Here is a 20793-nt window from a genome sequence, read left to right as displayed (position 1 = left end):
TTATGTGCTGATAATAGAGATTAGTTTATCGGTAATTTTCTCTCTATATAGGTTTCGGAAATAATTTTGTGATTCAGATCGCAAAAATGATATTTTTCAAGTCAAAAACTCTAGGTTATATGCTTATAAATGTCCTGTGGTAAAAAATAATCCCTATTTTCGTAACGATAATAGGCAACTTGATCAATTTTGATGATGTTCTTTCGTTTTGGCATTTTAATTGTAATGTTGTGTAAACTATATAACACAACGGAAACTAGCTCCATTTGTTCTTTTTCAGTTAAATAAGCTTGTTTATAGAGTTGAATTAATCGCTGAGAACAATGTTTTTTAAGCCGTTTAGCTTTGATTTGTTGAATCAGCTTACGATTAATTTCTAATTCCTGGCAATAATCCGATTTCAAATGATTGATAAAGCCAGTTATCGCAGCTATTTGCCCTGATTTTTCCACAAGATACTGGTTTAGTTGGTCTTGTGTCGGGTAATCCGTAATCTCGTTAGTGCTGATTAGGTCTATCGCAGGCTGTAAGGCTAATCGTACTGATTTAAGTGAAGTTTTCCCTTCGTTATATCGTCGTTGCAATTTCTGATAATAACTTGCGATACAAGGTACAGACTCTTTTAATTTATTAAAGAGGGTTTGAATACGTTCTAATTCGGCTAAATCATCTTTCAAGGCTTCATCAATAACGATTTGATTCGTATCAAGCAACCAGCGTAATACGGTTAAATTGGCGCGTAATCCATTCGGTTTAAAGTGCGTGACTAGCTCTGAATAGTCGGGAATTTGTTGCCAAATTTCATCACAATCAATGAAGAACCGCATAAAATCTGAGCCTTTATGCAAGGCGACACTAATACCACATTTTCGCATATACCAGAAAATGAATTTCTTGTAGGCGGTTTTAACCGCCTTATTACGCAAAATATGTCCATTCAGGCGAATCATATTGAATAATAGGGCTCGTCTTGCACAATCAGGGCAAACATTACCGTAACCAGACGGCATTTCACCTTTGCATTTTGGGCAAGTTGAAAGTAACTGTTCATCACATTTCTTACATAACTGTTTCTCTTGGTTGTGAACCTTACGATAACGGCGACAATTCTTACAAGTAGCAAAGGTATATCGGCGATAACACTGCAAACAGACCGATTTATTCGTTACTGGTGAACGGTATCTATCGCGTGTCATTTTACCACATTCTGAACATTCTATTTCCTCTCGGAAATAACGAGTGCAAGAACTACACACCGCACTGTAACGACTTATCATGCCTATTTCAAATGTACCTGCTTCTTTACCACAGCGTACACAATCCGTTAATTTTTCGCACTCAAGACAAAGTTCGCCCTCGCGGTGAATACGCTTGAGTTGTCCGCATCGCTTACAAGTCTTTTTCTTAAACCATTGGGCGTAGCAATTCGCGCAATAATATTCCTCTTGGAACTTGCGTGTTACTTGAGCTTTGCCACAAATAGAGCAACTATTTCTCTTTTGAGGGCGGATCTTAGTGATTTTCATGTTGCGATTTTTAACTGTCGTTTCAAGCGTTCCCATTGACGGTTTAGACTTAAAACAGAATCAGTTTTAGGTTTATTGGTTATCGCTTTACGTCTTACGATTTTGCCTTCGGGTGCATATTTAAAGAGTGCATCAAGCTCCGTAGGATAGTTTTCAAAGGCAAACGCTTTTTGTGTTATACCGCTGTGTTGAGTAGCTTGAATGAAATCCTTACTTGATAAATTTAGGATTTTAATCGCGTTTACCAGTAAATTTTTACGTTCTTCAATAGGAAGTTGTTCAAACGCAAGGGCGGTTTTGGTTTGGTATATTTCCGCTTGTGAAATACCACATTCTTCCACAAATCTTGCAAAAGCGTGAGTGGATTTTGCGACCGCTGCACGCCGAATAAGATTGATGAAGTAACGTAATATAGCAAAGTATATTTGCCCATCCATACGTTTTCCAAAACATTCACCTGAATTAGTCGTAAACACGTTATCAAGTGTTTCCATCGTTGCGATTTCTGCTTCATTAAGCGGTGTTGTAACGACCTGTAATTTCTCACCGCACTGATGACAGTAGTTTAGTTGTCGTTTCTCAGCCGAAAGCAAATGCGGTTGATACAGTTCGCCACAACAAGGACATTTAGATTCAAGTAAAACTTGATGTTTCAAACAACCAAAATGCCACGCAAAACGCCATTCATTACGCAAATAAGGCGTTTCCTCTAAGCAACAAGGGCAATAAGATTGACCGACACGAAAAGTACGATTACGCGAACCTCTCGAAATTACCCATTTAGCCTGACCTTTAATAAGCGTGTTTTCTCCGTTAATTGGTTTCAACACGGAATAAAGCGAATGACTGGCTAAGTTTACCTGCTGATTAAGTGATAACGCTGTAATATCTTCATAAATCTGTGGTGTTATCGGTTCAAACCCTCTATCTAGATCATAGGTCCATAATCGCCACTTATCCCAATAAAATCCTGTAAATGTAATCGGCTCTGTACCACAATCTAAGGCAGCACGAATAAACCACGAACTGATGCTTTCATTCGGATAAAGTGGCGTTCGGATAATCCCTGATTTTACCCGATAATTTTTCGTAAGCCCTGCGTTGGTTGTACCCATGAATTACGCTCGATAATGTCTAATGTAATTTGCTCTGTTCCTGTTGTAATCGCTTCAACGGCACACGCCGTTAATAAGCGATGTACATTGCCTAAGTTACCACCTGAAATTGTATGGATTTTTGTGGCTAACTCTGGCGATTGTAGATTAGAACATTTCTTCAATGGCAAAATACCTTGAAATTGGAAGAGTAGCTTTTGAAAATCCTTATCCAATTTCCATGTTGGCAATTCAGCAACATCAAAGCGACTGGCGTGCTGCGGATCGGTGTGTAAAACACGAATTGCATCTTTTGTGCCTACGCCTACAATCGGAATCTGCAACTCATTACATAGCATCTTAATCGCATTCATCACTTGGCGCTGCAAACGCGGTGTACCTACAAGCAATGAATGAAATTCGTCAATAATCAGCATTTTCACCTTGTACTCACGGAATAAGTGAATCGTCTGATAACGCAATTTAGCTACGCTATCCGTTGGTCGATATGGAACATAAAAACGCTCCAGTAACGAGATATAAAGCTCTTTTTCATTTGCACTCGGCGGTGCTTCTGCCAAAATAATGGGGCGTATGCCGTCCGACTGGCTGTCCACGAAAGGTATGCCGTACAAATCATAAAAGTGTCGAATAAGCGTAGTTTTCCCATTGTTAGAATCACCGACTACCAACAAATTGAACATACGAGGGCGTTTCGGCTTATTCATTAAGGAAACTAAATTCTCAATAATTCGATTCGCAACAGCATAACCTACCCAACGTGGTTTATCTAAAAACTCAATCCGTTCCTGATTGCTTGCAGTCACTAAATGACGGAATTTTTCGTGAACATACTCATATTGTTTTTCCATTATTCAATATCTCCAAACGTGAACTCATTATCTAAAAGCAAGTTAGAAGCAGGTGTTTTGACTGTTTCTGTTGGTTTGCTTTCGGGTAAACTTGTTGGGATCACTACCTTACTTTTCGCGTGGACTTTCTGCCGTTGAGCCAGTCTCCGAGCTTTCTTCGTCCGCAGTGCAGACTGTTCAACCAATTCACGCATTTCAGTTAATGCATCGTGGATCTGCTGCGAGTGAATGAGTTTTTCATCTTTATCTTTCAAGAACTGACGAACCTGTTTGTATTCCCAAATACTCATATCAGGTAAAGACTGGTCGGCAAACGGAATCGGGAAATAACATTTCAACTTCGGATCATAGAACCAAATCCTGCCGATATTACGAGGATCTCGACGGAATAAAAATTCCTTGCTCTTACCGCTTTCATCGGAATCGTTAATGTACATATTAAGTGCCACATCATAGTAACGTAAACCATCAATCGTTACGCCATTATGCTGAATAGTCCGTTTTTCACTTGGCAAGAAATCAAGTAACACTGTTTGTTCATCAACAGGCAGTTGCGGATAACCACAACCAACGTGATCTTTATCACCCAAAATCCCTAATTTCCATTTTTGAACAGGCGACATACCTAAAGCAGAGTGAGTCCGTTTGTGATACACGTTTACAATGTAGTTAACCAGCCATGTTTCAAATTCATCTAAGGTCATCACGGCTTCAGCTTCCGATTGATAAGTATCTTTCTCTTTCGTGTTCGAGAATGTTGTACCACTCAAACCGTGAACTTCTTTCATAAACGTACCGATCACACGCTCAATGTGTCCGCCAAATTCAGGACGGCCAACAGGACGGAACTCAAGGGCTATGCCGTGTGCCTCACAAGATTTTGATAAATCAAGCGAGCGGAAATCTGCACCGTTATCAACATGGATTTTATTTGGATAACCAAACACCCCCCATTCACCTTTCACATTATGATCTAGTAATAGGCGTTCTTTCGGCAAAATGCTGCGAGCAATACACATTGCAACCGATGTTACCGACGGTGCATCAAGTGATAGATAGTATCCAGTAATCATTCGGCTATATACATCCATTGCCAATGTTAGGTAAGGTCTGCCAATCGGCTTACGATACTGGTTATCTACAATAATTAAATCAACAGGCGTATGGTCGATTTGAATAACACTTAAAGGAAAATCTACGTTCGGGAAACTATTTGGCTTCGGCGTAAATTTATTTTTCGCTTTCTCTTTCTGCCCGCGTTTACGCAATCTTTCTTCTTCTGAAATACGCAAAATACGTTGTCGGATTGTGCGGCGGCTTGGGCTATCAAGCCCTTTTTGACTGGCGACACGCTGCACTTCACGGATCGTCTGCTCAATCGTTGGGCGTTGTTTATGTAGATAAAACTCATTGATAACTGCTGTCACCAACTCATCTTGTTCTTTGCTTAAACGCGAATTACCTTCCCCCCAGCCACGCTTGCGACTTACTAAACCAGCGATAGAGCCGAGAGAGTTGTACGCTTGGATCCAACGATATAAACTTCGATCGCTCACCCCCACCTCTTTTGCACGTTCCTTTACAGAAGCAGGGCAATGTTGCTCATAATTAAGCAACGGCTTAATCATTTCGTATTTTTCTAACGCTTTTTCCCAGTATTCATCGCTGATGGCGCTTAAATCAACCGAAACATCTTCGCGTTCATTTACTTTCAAATTCTCAAGCTGATGAATACTGGCAATCTTACTTTGGCGAGTATGAAGATTTCGGATCATTACTTGTGCATCTTCATCTAAATACTCAATCAATTCATATTGTTCACCATCTTCGCGGTTTACATAAACATTGCCTTTTTGCAAAATGAGACGACCACGCTCTAATCGACCGTGATAGCGTGGATGAATAAATCCCTTAGTCATTTGAATACCCCCAAACTTCAGTAAATTCAGATAATGGCTCAAACCAGTTGCAAGTCAGTTGCTTGGTAGCTAATAAGTGATAAATAATCTGCAATCCTTTTACTCGATAGAGTGAGCCAGTAAAAAGGCGAGAAAGGAGGAAATCTATTGTGATACTGCCGTGCAATTTAACTTGATTAAGTACCGCTTCAATATCTTCAAGATCGCATTGTAATCGCTTATAACGTTGAACAACGTTAATGTTGAATAATGCAAGGTGACGAATTTTATCTTCATCATAAATATGGAAGATGCACTCATTTTTTTTACAAAATGCCATTGCCGCTTTCCATTTTTCTTTCCAATCACGCCAATGTTCCTGCCATTTTGATTTGGGTTTGACTTCGACTAAAAGTGAACGCCGTCCGTCATTGAAACGAATCAAATAATCGGGCGTGTAAGGGTAAGTCATACCATTTTTTACAAACAGTATGCGTGCAGGTTGAGCAATGATTTCCTCTACTAATGGTAGGTAAGTGAAATAAAGCAGGAAATCTCGCTCAAGCGTAGATTCATAAGGAATGCTTACTCCATCTTTAAAAGGGAGTAAACCCGATACGCTAAGGCGTGTAGATTTAATCTTACGGACTTGTTTAAATGTATGTTCTTTTTTCATAATAATTTGACATTTATTTATTTCTTTTTAAGTATTTTGACAGCTATTTGTGTAAATAACGCCATTAAATAGTATCTTTTTGAGGTAAAAAATAGGCTAAAGCCTTATTCTACCGTGCCATGTATTATCAATCATGCCACTTATTTGTAACTTTGACAGCGGTTCGATTCCAAAACCCGGGGAAATCTCCCTAGCACACAATGGCGTGTTGTTTTTGGATGAACTGCCGGAATTCGAACGCAAGGTATTAGACGCGCTCCGCCAGCCGTTAGAAAGCGGTGAAATCATCATTTCCCGCGCTAATGCCAAGATTCAATTTCCGGCAAGATTTCAGCTGATTGCCGCCATGAACCCAAGCCCCACAGGGCATTATCAAGGCACACATAACCGCACGTCACCACAACAAATCATGCGCTATTTAAATCGTCTGTCCGGCCCCTTTTTAGATCGTTTCGATTTATCTATTGAAGTGCCGTTGTTGCCGCAAGGGAGTCTGCAAAATAGCGGTGACCGTGGTGAATCCAGTGCAATGGTGAGAGAAAAAGTCTTAAAAACACGCGCTATTCAGCTTCAACGTGCCGGCAAAATTAACGCCCATTTAACCAGCAAAGAAATTGAACGGGATTGCAAACTAGAGGAAAAAGATGCGCTATTTTTAGAAAATGCGCTGACCAAACTCGGACTGTCTGTACGGGCATACCACCGCATACTCAAGGTTTCCCGTACCATTGCGGATTTAGAAGGGGAAAAGCAAATTCACCAGCGACACTTAGCAGAAGCTCTTGGCTATCGTGCGATGGATAGACTGTTACAGAAGCTCTCTAAAGCATCTGTGTAACTAAACGACAAGACTAAGGCACACCACGCAACAATGGCACTGCGGTATAAGGTGGAGTGGAGGTGGGGGCAGGCATTTCGCTAAAGAGAAACATAAAAGGTTTCGGCGGGGCGACTTTTTCGTTTCGCCACAAACTGCCCATAGAAACAAGCTGCACGTCCGCCGGCAAATTAGCGATACCCGCTTGCAAGACGGCAATGGTATTTTTTCGCGGATGCCCGATGGCAATGGCGATGCCGTGTTTCTGCGCATATTGTACGGCAGCTTGAAATTGTCGTTGCACATCGGCAAACGCATCGCTATCATCTAAAAAGATATGCCGATCTAACGTGCGTACACCTTGTTCTTTTGCCATTTTACCCGCCACACTGCGACCAATAGTGCGGCTATCGAGGAAAGACAAATGACGCTCACGAAGTGCGGTCATTAATTTGGTCATTAACGGCCCATCTGCCGTGGCGGCGCTGCCCATATGATTGTTCATCCCAATGGCATTGGAAACAATATTGTGAGCCGTTTGAACGCGGTGATTCACCTCCCCTTGCGACATGCCCAAATGCAACCCACCGTCTTCAATTTTCATTTTAGACTGCGTTTCCATGGGCATATGAATCAGAATATCGCGCCCTTGTTGGAACGCCTGTTGATTCCGTTGTTTGGCGTAAGGTGCAGCCGGAATAATCGCCACCGACACGGCTTTTGGCATTGCCAAAATCTGAGCATCTTCTTTCGCATGATACCCTAAATCGTCAATGACAATGGCCAATTTAGCAGAATAGGCAAAGGGCGCCGCCAAAAGTGCGGTCGCCAACAACAACGTTTTTCTGATCACCAAGGTCATCGCAACCAACCTAACGGATTCACTGCCACACCTTTGCGACGAATCTCAAAATACAATCCGCTTTTCGATTGGCCGCCGCTATTGCCCACTTCACCGATTTTTTGGCCGGCTTTCACGAGCTGCCCTTCTTTCACGGCAACCGATTGGTTATAGCCATACAAACTTAAATCGCTCTCACCATGTTTCACGATCACCATTAAGCCGTAACCTTGCAACCAGTTGGCGAGAATCACCCGCCCATCAGCAATGGCTTTCACCGGTGTACCGGCGCCCGCCGCAATCACGATCCCCTTCCAACGCAACTCGCCCATTTGAGTTGAACCAAAACTGTTCACGACTTTGCCCGCCACCGGAAAACCATATTGTTTTTTCGGTGTGCCTAATCCGGCAGTGCTGTTCAACAGTTGTCGCTCTTGCGCTGTTAGCTGATAAGGCTTGTGATTTTTCGTTTCTTCCGCCTGTTTTTTCTGCGCTAACGCCTCACGCTCACGTTGTTCTTGCTGACGCGCCACTTGTTCCGCACGCTGGATTTCTTGGCGCAAGGCATTTTCGTTCGCTTTCAGCGCTTCTAATTTATTTTCATCACGCGTTAAGTTTTGATTCAGTTGGTTCAATGTGCTTTGCCGTTCCTTCTGCACTTTTTGCAATTCTTGCTGCTGTTTTTTCTGTCCGGCAAGTTGCGCTTGTTGCGTTTTATGTTGTTCTGCAATGGCGGCTTTTTGTTTTGCCAGCTGCTCCTGCGTATTCTTCAGCTCCTCAATTAACCCCATCCGAACTTGATTCAAATGCTCATAATACGCTTTCATGCGTTCTGCATTTTGCCCTTTATCGGACAACATCCGCTCCACCACTGATGGGTTCGTGCCTGAACGATAAGCAGAATCCAACTGCTTCGCCAATTTTGCTTTTTGTTCTTTTTCTTGTTTTTGTAACTGTTTGATTTGTCTATCGGTATCGCTGATATTTTTGCGAATTTCTTTTAAATCCGATTCCGTTTGACGTAATTGCCCGATCACCGAATTAATCTGATTTTCTTGAGTTTTTAATGTGCTCTGTAGTTTCTGCTGTTCCCGTTTTTGCTGCTCAATTTTCTGTTTTTGTTGTTGAATTTGCTGATGAATTTTTGATAAATCCTCGTTAGGTGCTGCAAAAGAAAGGGGCGTACAGAACAAAAGTGCGGTGAAAATCAGACCCATTTTTTGCCTGCTTAACATGTTTTTAGCCCGAAGTAGTGACTTATTCATTTGATACTGCATAACCATAATTATTCCTTTCTTGTAACGCCGCACAAATATACCACTAATTTGCACCGGACCTGATTTCTCCCGTTTAAAAACCCAAATTATTTTTACGATAATTTTTCATCATCGCGATCCGGCTCGCAAAAATACGCTAATGAAATTGAGTTGCTATCCAAGATTCCCTATTTTCCTGACATTTTTTACATGGGGAATCATACAATGCGCATTATTTATCAATCACGCTTTCTTTTTATTGGCTTTATCTGCGCCCAAGCAAGCTATGCCGATCATCATTTCAGCGCCAATCTAGATGCGCAACAGCAACAACGCCAACAACAAGCGGAAAAAGAACGTGAAATACAGCGCCGTACCGACAACACCATTCATCTTGCTAAACCGACAGCGGAAAAATGGACCTTGCCACAGGCGGAACAGCCCTGCTTTCCCATTACGCAAATTGAAATAAACGATTATATCAACACGCCCTCTTCCGATAAGGCGCATCTTCCAAGCCAATTTCAATGGGCTTATCACCAAGCCAAAGACGGCCTAGCACTAACCTTGCCTCATTGTTTCGGCACACAAGGGCTCAACAGCCTCATGAGACAAATGCAAAACAACATCATTGAAAAAGGCTATATCACTACACGTGTCGTCATCACCGAACAAGACCTCAACGATGGAAAATTGGTACTCACCGTGATTCCCGGCAGACTACGCCATGTTTTATTTGAAGACCAAAGTGCGGTCAAAAAATTAACACCACTCACTGCCTGGACGGCACTCGTGCCACAACAAGGTGACATTTTAAATCTGCGCGACATAGAACAATCCTTAGAAAATCTTAAACGCCTGCCGACGGCAGATGCCAAGCTGGAACTTCTTCCCGTCCAAGAAAATGATGCGCTCCCCGGTGAAAGTGATTTATGGGTGCAATACGCACAACGTTTTCCGTTTCGACTAGCGCTCGGCTTGGATGATGCCGGTTCGACGGCAACCGGTCGATTACAGGGTTCAGCCACTCTTTCTTTAGATAATCTGTTCACGGCGAACGACTTATTTTACGCCGGATTTACGCACACCATGAAACGCCCAAGTTGGTTAGGTTCAGATGAAAAGGGCCCTAGACGCAGTCAAAACGTGCACTTTTCTTATTCTGTTCCATTTCGTTATTGGCAATTAAGCGCCTCCCATAACGTGAATCAATATCACCAACAAGTTGCCGCAGCCTATGGGGCGAAAGTGCGCTATTCCGGCCGCAGTGAAACGCGCAAAATCAGTCTTTCCCGTGTGCTATTTCGTCACATGCAACACAAAACCCAGCTCGCATTTTCCCTTTGGGGAAGACAATCTTCCAACGCCATCAATAAGGCAGAAATCGACATTCAGCGTAAGCGAACCGCCGGCTGGGAAGTGGGATTAACCCATCGTTTTAATTGGAACCATTCCACCTTGGCATTTAACGCAAACTTTAAGCGCGGAACCGGCGCCTATCATGCTAAACGTCATCCGGAAGAACGCTTTAATGAAGGGTCATCACGCATGAAAATCCTCACCACAGAAATAGAACTCACCCATCCTTTCCAATGGGCAACACAATCTTTCCATTTCAACTCGCTCTGGCGTGCGCAATGGAATCGAACCCCGTTGGTCATGCAAGATCGGTTCAGTATTGGCGGACGTTATACGGTACGTGGAACCGACGGCGAATTAACTCTCTCCGGCGAACGCGGTTGGGTATGGCGTAATGAATTGGCATGGCATATCGCCCAAAGCGGTCAACAACTTTATCTCACCCTGGATAAAGGCGTTGTGCGAGGTAGATCAACCGATGAATTACTGGGGCGCTCAATGGTTGGTTCCGGTATCGGTCTGCGTGGCGGCTGGAAGGCATTGAGTTACGACGTTTTCGCCGGCAAAGCACTCCATGTACCCCAAGGATTTCAACATAAAAGCAAGGTATTGGGCTTCAATTTAAACCTCGCGTTTTAGTCTGTGCGATCACGGAAACATGACAACCCAATGCATTGCCCCCCCATAAAATTAATCGAATAAACCACAAGGATATATTATGAACAAACATCGCTATCGCGTCCTTTTTAGCAAAACCTTACAACGTTTTATCGTCACCTCCGAATTAGCGAAAATGACGACCGCAGGGAACACAGAAAGAGACTATCTCAAGTGCGGTCAATCTTCGGCGTGTTTTTCATTTTATCCTTCACTGCAATCCCTGACGTTCGCCGTCTTTTGTGCTCTTGGATTCGTTTCTCTTGTCTCACCATCAGCGTACGCCGAGACATTGATGATTCAAGCCGATTCGACGGCAGCGGCAAATCAACACCCGGTTGTTTTACAAACCGCTAACGGGTTACCTCAAGTCAACATTCAAACACCGAATGCTCAAGGACTATCCCATAACCGTTACAGCCATTTTGACATCGATACGCAAGGAGCTATCTTAAATAACAGTCGGAAAAATACGCAGACCCAACAGGGCGGTTGGATTCAAGGTAACCCTTATCTCGCCGGTGGTGAAGCCAAGGTGATTCTGAATGAAGTCAATTCCAATCATCCTAGCCAACTGAAAGGGTATGTTGAGGTCGCCGGGAGAAAAGCGGATGTCATTATTGCCAACCCAAACGGCATTCATTGTCAGGGCTGTGGCATCATGAATGCGGAACGTGCCACCTTTACCACCGGAAAGCCGGAAATTCATCATGGTTCGCTAGACAGTTTCAAGGTTGAGAAAGGCAAAGTCACCGTAGAGGGAAAAGGTCTCGACAACAGCCAAACAGACTACACGGACATCATTAGCCGCAGTGCGGAAATCAATGCTGGTATTTGGAGCAAACGGGAAGTCAATGTCACCACAGGTAAAAATCGGGTCACGAAAAACAACGATAGCATGCAAATCATTCATACTACCGAGAAAGAAAAACAGTCAGAAAATCCACCGCACTTTGCATTAGATGTGACCCATCTCGGTGGGATGTATGCAGAAAAAATTCACTTAATCGGCACTGAGCAAGGACTTGGCGTCAACCATGCCGGGCACATTGGGGCGTCTGCCGGCGAAGTCGTCATTGATGCCAAAGGTCATGTTGTGAACCAAGGGTTTATCGGTGCACAAGGGAATATCCAGCTTCAATCAAGTGAAAACATTGAAAATCGCGGCACTATTCACACAAAAGAAAAGCAACATCTGAAGTCAAAAAACCTAGATAACCGCCAAGGCACCTTAGCTGGTAAACAAATTCAAATCGATGCGGCTCATGTCGATAATCGTAAGGTCTCCGAGGAAGGCTCACTCATTGTCGCTACAAATAACATCCTTGTTCAGGCTAATACCTTGGATAATCGAGGCACAAAGAACACGACAAATCCGACCCAAGGGATACAAGCGGCTCAAGTTACCCTAACCGCACAACAGATTAACAACCAGTCTGGCGGTATTTATGCAACCCAACGCGGAACATTGAATGTCACAAGCACATTAGATAATCGACAAGGCGATATTCTCTCCGCCGAGCAATTAGACATTTATGGCGATAAATCCCACGCGAATATGAATAACGCGGAAGGGAAAATACATGCCGGAAAACACGTAACGTTAACCGCCAAAACATTACAAAATGAAGGAAACATCAGTACTACAGGTAATGCAGACATTGCCTTAACAGACGGTATTGAGCTTAATAACGCCTTTCAGGTCAACGGTGATTTACGTTTCACTACTGAGGGGAAATTCACCAATAAAAGCAAATTAAACATTGGCCATCGCGTCAATATTCACGCCACCGAAATAGAAAACACCCAAGCAGCAGAGATTTCCTCAAAAACAACGCAAATTTCCACCGCACTTTTCACTAACCGAGGACTCATCGATGGCGAAACTACACGAATTGAAGGGGAAAGCCTAAATAATATCGGCACAGGACGTATTTATGGCGATCAACTTTCTTTTGCCGCCACTCATTTAACGAATGCCAAGGAAGGGGGTTCATCAGCCACTATCGCTGCACGAAAACGCCTTGATTTTGGCATCAATACGCTGAAAAACCTTGATCAAAGTTTCATTTTTAGCCTGGGTGATTTACACATCGGAGGAACATTATCGGAAAACGGCGAAGCGGTCGGGCGTGCCAAAGAGATCATTAACGGCAGTGGCATCATTGAAGCAATGGGCGATGGAAAAATCAATACCACTACATTACTCAATACGGATTTACACCTCAAATTAGGCATCAACGAATCTCGCGAATATTTTCACCAAGTTGCAAAAACAACTGACAGTCAGCGTTTTACGGTAGATAAAGACGGTATTTTTGCTTGGAATAAAAAACGCTCAGAAGCGTGGTTTCAATTTTATGATGGTCGCCCAACGCAATATCAAAATGACTGGATTGGCTGGCGCTATAACAGAACAACCAAAACATCCAAAATTGATGTTCAAACACCGGGAAAAATACTGATTGGCGGTCATCTTACTTTAATCGGTGATCATCTCAAAAACCAATACAGCAAACTGCTGGTCGGCAAGAGCTTGATTCTCGGTGAACAATCGATCACACAAAATCTGTCCCATCAAACCCTTTCAGAGGGCAGTGCCACCTTAATTAATGAAGATGTGATCGGCAACATTGATCGTCTTGATAAAGGCTCAGTTTTTAAATGGGTTCACTATCGTAGTCGTGGACTAAAGAAATCCCATGGGCATAAAGACACAGACCATAAGCATTATGAAGTCGCCCATCCGACAGAACACTTTAACTTTAATGTGGTTAAAAACCACATTGGCGATCCGGAAGCGGTCAGAAAAGAAAGTGACAATACCTCCGTTGCAGCACACACGCCGGCAAACGTAATAAGCCCCGTTGAAAACACGCTACGTTTACCAAATCAAAGTTTGTATAAAATTAATCCTCATGCCGATAGCCACTATATTGTTGAAACCGATCCGCGTTTCGCCGATAAACGACAATGGCTAAGTAGCGATTATATGTTCCATGCACTGCGTGCTGATCCACAAAATATGCTTAAACGCCTAGGGGATGGATTCTATGAGCAACGTCTCATTAACGAACAAATCAATCAACTCACAGGACGCCGCTTTTTAGAGGGCTATACATCTGATTATGAACAATATAAAGCTTTAATGGATAACGGCCTGTATTATGCCAAGAAGTGGAATTTAACCCCGGGCGTGGCGCTCACGGCAGCGCAAATGAAGGAACTAACAAGTGATTTAGTTTGGTTTGAAAAACGCGAAACACAATTACCTAACGGTGAGAAAATCAATGTTCTCGCGCCGAAAGTTTACCTTTCTCGTAGAAACAGCAAAATTAATGGAGAAGGAAGCCTGATTTCTGCCCATCAGGTCATTATTCGCGGTATGAATCAGGTCGACAATTCAGGCACGATTTTAGGCAATAGCTCTCTCTCCATAACTGCCCAAAATATCAAAAACAACGAAGGACGATTACAGGCAAATCACCTTTCTCTTAGTGCAGAGAATGAGCTTTTAAATCTAGGGGGAACCTTTGAAGCAAAAGATAATCTGGCTGCCCATGCGAAAAACCTTCGCTTTGAAAGCAAGTTATCCGAAACAAAAGATACCGGTGACTTTTATAAAAAAGACATTAGCAAAGCGGCTGAACTTAATCTCACCGACAAGAACGGCAAACTTCAGGTTCATGCCGATGAAAATATTGTGGTAAAAGGAATCCGTGCCAATATTGCCGGTGATGCTGCATTTTATGCAAAGGGCGATTTAGAGCTCGGTACGGTGAGTCGTATTAACAAAGAACATTACCGTATGAATGCGGATAACTATTATTTATTGGATCAAGAAAACCAAATCGGTAATCAAATTCAAGTCAAAGGAAATGCACAGTATATTGCCGGTCAAAACATCACCGTCACAGGAAATCAACTACATTCTGACGCTGAAACGACCATTGCAGCACAAGGCAATATCGATATTCACGAAGGACGGGTGAAAGAACACTTAAATAGTGCAATAAAAACAACCGATCGCGGTTTGGTTAGCAAAAAAACGATCACCGCCAAACACCGTCATGATTATGACCTTGCTGAAGCTTCCATGATCGATGCTGATAAAATTCACCTTCAATCCAATAATGGCAATATTAAAGTGCAAGGAAGCAACCTTGTGGCAGAAAATGGATTCACCGCACAAGGAAAAAATATTGATATTAGAGAAGCAGAGAACCGCGTATATTCAGAAGATTTTTACAGCAAGAAAAAATCAGGCATGCTTGGCGGTGGCATTGGTGTCACCTTTGGTAGCCAAAAACAAACTCTGGAAACCGACCAAACCAGACTTTACGCCTCCGGTAGCCAAGTCGGTAGCCTCAATCACGACACCCGATTCATTGCTGAAAACCGCTACACTCAAACCGCAAGTGCGGTCAGTAGCGCCAAAGGCAATGTTGATATTCTTGCCCAACAAGCTACCATTAAAGCAGCGGATGATAAATACGAAAGCAATATGAAACAAACCTTCGAACAAAAAGGGTTAACGATTGCGATTACCTCCCCTATTTTATCTGCATTACAAGCTGTACAAAGCACTATCAAAAGCGCGCAACAAACAGGCAACAGTAAGAATAATCGAATTAATGCGATGTCTGCGGTTAATACCGGATTTGACGCTTATCGTGCAGGACAAGCTGTCGGTCAAGCACAAAATGCCTTAAGCAACGTCATGAATGGTAGCGAAGGAATGGATTCTATGGTGGGAATTCAAATCACTTACGGCCAACAAAAAAGCGAATCGAAAACGCATACCGAAGGCAAAACGGCGGCTACAGCACAAGTGAATGCAGGCGGCAAAGTGAATATTGTTGCCACAGGGGCAGGCAAAGCATCCAACATCACCATTAATGGTTCGGATGTCTCCGGTAAACAAGGGACCTTCTTGGGGGCTGACAATGACATCAACATCACGGCTGCCGAACAAACACACAAAGAACGCAGCACCAATAAATCAAGCGGCTTTAACGTGGGAGTGGCTGTGAAGTTTGGGAATGGCGTTGCCGCCGGGATTACCGTGGGAGGAAACCGAGGTAAAGGCTATGGTAATAGCGATGAAACCTCTTATGTGGCAAGCCACGTGGGTGACGCCAACAGCCAAACCACAATACAAAGCGGTGGTGATACAAACCTTATTGGGAGCCAAGTAAAAGGTAAACGCGTTGAAGTCAATGCCGAAAACTTGAATATCAAAAGTTTGCAAGATAAATCTAGCTATGATGGCAAACAAACGAATGTAAGTGGTAGTGTGACGGTAGGCTATGGTTTTGCCGCAGGCGGTAGTTTCAGTAAATCGAAAATCAATGCTGATCATGCGAGTGTGAATGAACAGGCGGGCATCTATGCAGGTGATGATGGCTATGATGTGAATGTGGAGAAACATTCTAATTTAAAAGGTGCTCTCGTTACCTCAACTCAGACAGCAGAAAACGAAGGGAAAAATCGTTTTAGTACAGGAACAATTACACATTCAGATATCGAAAATTACTCTAACCACAATGCGAAAGGATTTGGTGTTGGAGGAAGTGTTACCATAGGTGGTGGAAATGCGCCAAAAGAAATCGGTGGTGTCGAATTGCAAAAAATCGGCAAAAATAACGCTGATGGAAGCGGAAAAGTGGAAACCGGAGGAATCGCCGGCATTGGCTCTCAAGGGAACTGGGGCGTAGCAAAAGGGCTCATTAGCGGACTTTTCGGACAAGTAAGTGACAAAGATAATGAACATGGCGTTACAACAAGTTCAATTAACACCAAAAATCTCATAATTAGAGACAAGGAAGCGCAAGAGCAATTAACTGGAAAATCTATTAATGAAACGATTAAAGCCTTAAATCAGGAAAATCGTCATCAAAAATTAGCTAAAGCGGATATTGAATCGATCAAGTCCGACTTAGAACGTAATTTAAGCGTGGCGACAAAATTTATGGAAAATGTTAATAGTGTGGGTGATGAAATCTATTATCAAATGGAAAAAAATGAAGATTCCGTATTTTCCATTCAAAAGAAAACAGAAAATTGTAATCATATAAACTGTTTAGATTTTGAAACCGATAATTCACAAGCATTAAAACGTATTATTTATAGCAATGACCTCCTTACAGATGAACAAGCACAATTACTCAGTAAAGTTGCAACAGCGGGGATGTTAAATTTAAAGAGAGAAGATAAAGTATCGAGTGCGATTTTATATGATAAAGACTTATCGTCGATTGATGAAACGGCTGTTATTTTAAATCGAGGTAGTACTAACTATCTCAATGAGTTTATCTTCACAGGATTTGAGCGTTTTAGGGCGTGGGCAAATTTGCCAAGTGTATTTGGTGCCTCAAATGCCACAAGAGATCATGCTCAAATTACTAAAAAACTAAATGAATATAATGCACATAGAATCGCCCAAGGAAAAGAGGCGATAAGTGCGAATAATGTGGCGCATAGTCTAGGCGTTTCAGGGAATAAAAATATGCTGAATTGGTCGGAATATGTAGGAAATCGGTATGACAATACAAAAGTGAATTTCTTGCATTTAGGAGGCTCCTATCCATCAGAGGGAGTAGATAAACAAGCGAAACAATTGTTTGGAAGCGTCAATACCGAATATCACGGAGTGAAAGGAGATGTGGTCTACTCTGGATTAGGTGGGCTATTTATTGGGAATAATCCGAATGCTAAACAGGTGGAGGGTTTGTCATTTGGTCAAGCGCATTCAGAGGCTAATCAGAATATAAATAACTTGAAATATATTTATAAACTTAGGGATAAAGACGATAAATGGATAAAAACAGAGGAAATTATAAAAAACATTTATCCTTTAGATTTTAATAGAAAATTCAATTCTTTTGATAAGGAGTAATTTATGAAATATATGACTATTTTATTTTGTTTATTTATATCGTCATGTATGTTTGTTCCTCTGTACTCTATACCAGATGATGATGCTAAATGGATAGATAAAACAACAGGGGAAGATGCTCCCGTAGAGATGCTTGAAAAATGCTCAAAATATGCTTCATTTAGTATTATAGGAAGGAATAGTTTTTCTGATAGGATTGATACGGAATATATTAATCATATAGGTAAAATACGCCAGATAAAAGGACAGTGTTTATATGAGAATGGATTTGTTTTTAAAGTGAAAATGTTTAGCACTTATTGCTCTAGATTAAAGGATGTTTGTGATGCTTATAATAAATATAGGAAATGAAAATGCTCTACCCCTAGATAGCGCACGTCTCCCAACGCGTGCTTGTATATATCTAACAAAAAAATAAACAAACTGAAGTTATTAATAAAAAGAGTGAAGACCCGATTAAATAAAATGGATGTTTTGGGAGCGCGTTAGGAAACCCGCGCCAGCGTAGGGAAAAGAAAGATGAAATTTTTAAGTATTGTTATTATTTCTTGTTTTTTATCAGGATGTTGGACAATGTTTACTTATAGGGAAAGTTATACCATAGATAAAATGGCATACTGGGAACACAGAGAAAGTAAAGTTAAAGCATCAGCAGAATTAAAAAATAAATGTTTTGAAAAAATTCACCAGATAGCGCCAGCGTCCACGCTGGTGCTGTTTAATAAAAACATTGCGAATTTTACCCATAAACGTTGGGAGAACCAATGTTCAAAATCCTTTGGATTTTGTGACCGCACTTTTAGTTGATAGGCACAAGCGAAGACGCTTGCGCCATCGTGGGGGTAATAACAGTAAAAAAGAGGATAAATGATGGCTTATCATGTTTCTTTAGTTAATACGGATAAAAAAGATATTTCTTCTAAACTAATCATGAATAAAGAAAAGTTTAGAGAGTTTTTATTTAGAGAATTCAATATAAAGGAAGAGTTAAATGAAAATGGAGTTTTGGAATTCTATTATGATAAAAATGATCCTTCTTTTACTATTTTTTATACTGAAGGTATTGAGGGTGAATATTACATTAATACCACGGATGATAATTGTATAAAAAAGCTAATTTCTATTGCTGAAAAATTAAATGATGGCACTAGAGTTCGTGGGGATGAGGGTGAGACATATAACTCTTTAGAAGATACATATATCCATTCTGATGATGAATATTTATTTAAAAATACAACAAAGGAAAAATGGTTTTATTTTTTTAGAAATCCTTCTATAAAAATAGGTATTTTTATAGGGATTATTGTTTGTCTTATACAAATTTTATTTTTTAAATAGTAGCTCTTAGATAGCGCGCGTCTCCTGACGTGTGCTTGTATCTATCTAAAAATAAACAAACTGAAGTTGTTAATAAAAATGTGAAAATCTGAATTAAATGAAATTGATGTTTTAAGCGCGCGTTAGGAAACGCGCGCCAGCGTGGGGGAGGGGGAAATAAAAATGAAAAAGTTTTTTATGATATCTCTATTATTCCTTCATGGTTGCTATTGGCATAATGGGTGTCTGTATACAGCGCAAATGGTTAATTGCTATATGGATAAAGTGCCATTTTCTTCTATCGCTTATTATCAAAAAACAGATAGTATCGGACGTACTGATATAAATCAGCGCTGGAGAGATGTTGAATTGTGTGGAGCTAAATATGGAGATAGTAATTTATGGAGTGTTATTAAACCCCAAAATTTCCGAAATGAATTTCGTATTTGTATGGAAAGTAAAGGATATCATATATTTGACAGCTCAGAATGTGGTGTAAAAGAACCTAAAGGCTTAAACAAGGGGATATGTAATGAATAGCCTACTAAGTAATAATTGCTATTGTAATTCCAGTATCCGCACTATTTGCTTTGTCCGATGTAATGTCATCAGATATGTTTGAACTTTTGATGAAAATAGGAGGTAAATAAAATGAGATACACCTTATTTCTTCTTTGTTTTATATTAAACGGATGTTGGTATTCAAACGGATGTTTTTATACTCCACAAATGGTTAATTGTGTTGATAAAGGCAAATTATGGCCAGCTATAGCACATTATCAAAAGCCTTATAGTATAGGTAAAACTGATCAGCAACAGCGTTGGAAAGATGCTGTTAGCTGCGGTAGTAAATATGGAGATCAAGAACTTTACTATATCAATAAAATTGGTAAATACAAAGAATTTCAATCTTGTATGGAAAGAAAGGGATATTACCGATACTGGCCAGCTGAATGTGGCTATCAAGATCCTAAGTGGGATAAGGGAAAATGTAACTTGTAACGCATTGAATTTATTATTTAAACAGAGTGCGGTCAAAAATTTGGGAGTTTTTAAATTTTAAAAACAATCTGAAAAATGACCGCGCTTTTTTTTAGAGAAAGAAAATTAATTCATCAGCAAGCTAGCGTGCGTTAATTTTTGGTTCACGCACCTTGCGTTAGCTATGGGGATGGAAATAATGAAAATTTTAGTTATATTCTTTATGACTATTTTTATTCAATCTTGCCTTTCATATTCTTCAGATGAGGCTTGGCATAATCTTAATCAAATGTACAAAGAGGCTAATGGAAGGGAAATATGTATGAAATATAAAGGAAATGTACATGTCATGTATTATTGTGAAAATGAAAACAAAGAACAATAGCAAAGTAGAAAGTAAAAAATACCCAGATAGCGCGCGTCTCCTGATACGTGCTTAAATCTAACTAAAATAGACAAACTGAATAAAGTTGTTAATGAAAATAGATGAAAAACTGAATAAAACGAAATTGATGCTTTGGGCACACGTTGGGAAACGCACGCCATCGTGGGAAATATTGGGCCTTCATTTAACACAATAAAATTAAATGATAAAGGAAAT

The 20793-nt window shown here is 41.0% G+C and carries 15 protein-coding genes; 8 read left to right on the top strand and 7 right to left on the bottom strand.

Annotated features, from left to right (window positions below):
• Positions 1 to 110: 110 nt before the first annotated feature.
• From HMPREF9064_RS08985 to HMPREF9064_RS09005, 5 genes are read right to left on the bottom strand one after another with little or no spacing between them, the layout of a single operon-like run.
• Positions 111 to 1562 carry a polysaccharide deacetylase family protein gene (locus HMPREF9064_RS08985; protein WP_032997734.1) on the bottom strand — a complete coding sequence of 484 codons (1452 nt, stop codon included), beginning with the start codon at positions 1560 to 1562 and terminating at the stop codon, positions 111 to 113.
• A complete protein-coding gene (locus HMPREF9064_RS08990) occupies positions 1523 to 2641 on the bottom strand; it encodes a TniQ family protein (protein WP_005715668.1) in 1119 nt (372 codons plus the stop codon). Before HMPREF9064_RS08990 ends, HMPREF9064_RS08985 begins: the two co-directional genes overlap by 40 nt.
• The gene (locus tag HMPREF9064_RS08995) at positions 2599 to 3492 is read right to left on the bottom strand and encodes a TniB family NTP-binding protein (RefSeq protein WP_005715666.1); all 894 of its coding nucleotides are present in this window, start codon (positions 3490 to 3492) and stop codon (positions 2599 to 2601) included. The genes HMPREF9064_RS08990 and HMPREF9064_RS08995 overlap by 43 nt, the downstream gene beginning before the upstream one ends.
• Positions 3492 to 5411: a Mu transposase C-terminal domain-containing protein gene (locus HMPREF9064_RS09000; protein WP_005715664.1), complete on the bottom strand. Its 1920-nt coding sequence runs from the start codon at positions 5409 to 5411 to the stop codon at positions 3492 to 3494. The genes HMPREF9064_RS08995 and HMPREF9064_RS09000 overlap by 1 nt, the downstream gene beginning before the upstream one ends.
• Positions 5404 to 6066: a heteromeric transposase endonuclease subunit TnsA gene (locus tag HMPREF9064_RS09005; protein WP_005715662.1), complete on the bottom strand. Its 663-nt coding sequence runs from the start codon at positions 6064 to 6066 to the stop codon at positions 5404 to 5406. The genes HMPREF9064_RS09000 and HMPREF9064_RS09005 overlap by 8 nt, the downstream gene beginning before the upstream one ends.
• Positions 6067 to 6172: 106 nt before the next feature.
• Here HMPREF9064_RS09005 and HMPREF9064_RS09010 point away from each other — a divergent pair, with 106 nt between their 5' ends.
• Positions 6173 to 6904 (top strand): ATP-binding protein, encoded by a 732-nt coding sequence (locus HMPREF9064_RS09010; protein WP_269148708.1) that lies wholly within the window; start codon positions 6173 to 6175, stop codon positions 6902 to 6904.
• A gap of 13 nt (positions 6905 to 6917) precedes the next feature.
• On the opposite strand, the gene HMPREF9064_RS09015 is transcribed toward HMPREF9064_RS09010, so the two are convergent.
• Together HMPREF9064_RS09015 and envC are read right to left on the bottom strand one after the other, a co-directional pair.
• The gene (locus tag HMPREF9064_RS09015) at positions 6918 to 7745 is read right to left on the bottom strand and encodes a divergent polysaccharide deacetylase family protein (RefSeq protein WP_005715659.1); all 828 of its coding nucleotides are present in this window, start codon (positions 7743 to 7745) and stop codon (positions 6918 to 6920) included.
• Entirely contained in the window at positions 7742 to 8959 is a 1218-nt protein-coding gene (gene envC, locus HMPREF9064_RS09020; RefSeq protein WP_390879309.1) for a murein hydrolase activator EnvC, read from the bottom strand. Before envC ends, HMPREF9064_RS09015 begins: the two co-directional genes overlap by 4 nt.
• A 246-nt stretch (positions 8960 to 9205) precedes the next feature.
• Here envC and HMPREF9064_RS09025 point away from each other — a divergent pair, with 246 nt between their 5' ends.
• The 7 genes from HMPREF9064_RS09025 (at position 9206) to HMPREF9064_RS0109360 (ending at position 20213) form a co-directional block, all read left to right on the top strand.
• Positions 9206 to 10978, top strand: a complete 1773-nt coding sequence (locus HMPREF9064_RS09025) for a ShlB/FhaC/HecB family hemolysin secretion/activation protein (protein WP_050540569.1) — start codon at positions 9206 to 9208, stop codon at positions 10976 to 10978.
• A 79-nt stretch (positions 10979 to 11057) separates the two neighbouring features.
• Positions 11058 to 17894: a two-partner secretion domain-containing protein gene (locus HMPREF9064_RS09030; protein ID WP_032997732.1), complete on the top strand. Its 6837-nt coding sequence runs from the start codon at positions 11058 to 11060 to the stop codon at positions 17892 to 17894.
• Positions 17895 to 17897: 3 nt separating this feature from the next.
• A complete protein-coding gene (locus tag HMPREF9064_RS09035) occupies positions 17898 to 18245 on the top strand; it encodes a hypothetical protein (RefSeq protein ID WP_032997731.1) in 348 nt (115 codons plus the stop codon).
• A gap of 168 nt (positions 18246 to 18413) precedes the next feature.
• Complete coding sequence (locus HMPREF9064_RS09040; RefSeq protein ID WP_032997730.1) at positions 18414 to 18701, top strand: hypothetical protein; 288 nt, start codon at positions 18414 to 18416, stop codon at positions 18699 to 18701.
• A 63-nt stretch (positions 18702 to 18764) separates the two neighbouring features.
• Entirely contained in the window at positions 18765 to 19232 is a 468-nt protein-coding gene (locus HMPREF9064_RS09045; protein ID WP_239304010.1) for a hypothetical protein, read from the top strand.
• Between the two features lie 162 nt (positions 19233 to 19394).
• Positions 19395 to 19751 (top strand): hypothetical protein, encoded by a 357-nt coding sequence (locus tag HMPREF9064_RS09050; RefSeq protein ID WP_050540568.1) that lies wholly within the window; start codon positions 19395 to 19397, stop codon positions 19749 to 19751.
• A gap of 111 nt (positions 19752 to 19862) precedes the next feature.
• Positions 19863 to 20213, top strand: a complete 351-nt coding sequence (locus HMPREF9064_RS0109360) for a hypothetical protein (protein ID WP_032997729.1) — start codon at positions 19863 to 19865, stop codon at positions 20211 to 20213.
• Positions 20214 to 20793: the final 580 nt, after the last annotated feature.

Origin of the sequence: Aggregatibacter segnis ATCC 33393 (genome assembly GCF_000185305.1) — a bacterium.
Lineage (GTDB): Bacteria > Pseudomonadota > Gammaproteobacteria > Enterobacterales > Pasteurellaceae > Aggregatibacter > Aggregatibacter segnis.
This window is presented reverse-complemented; position numbering and strand designations above follow the sequence as displayed.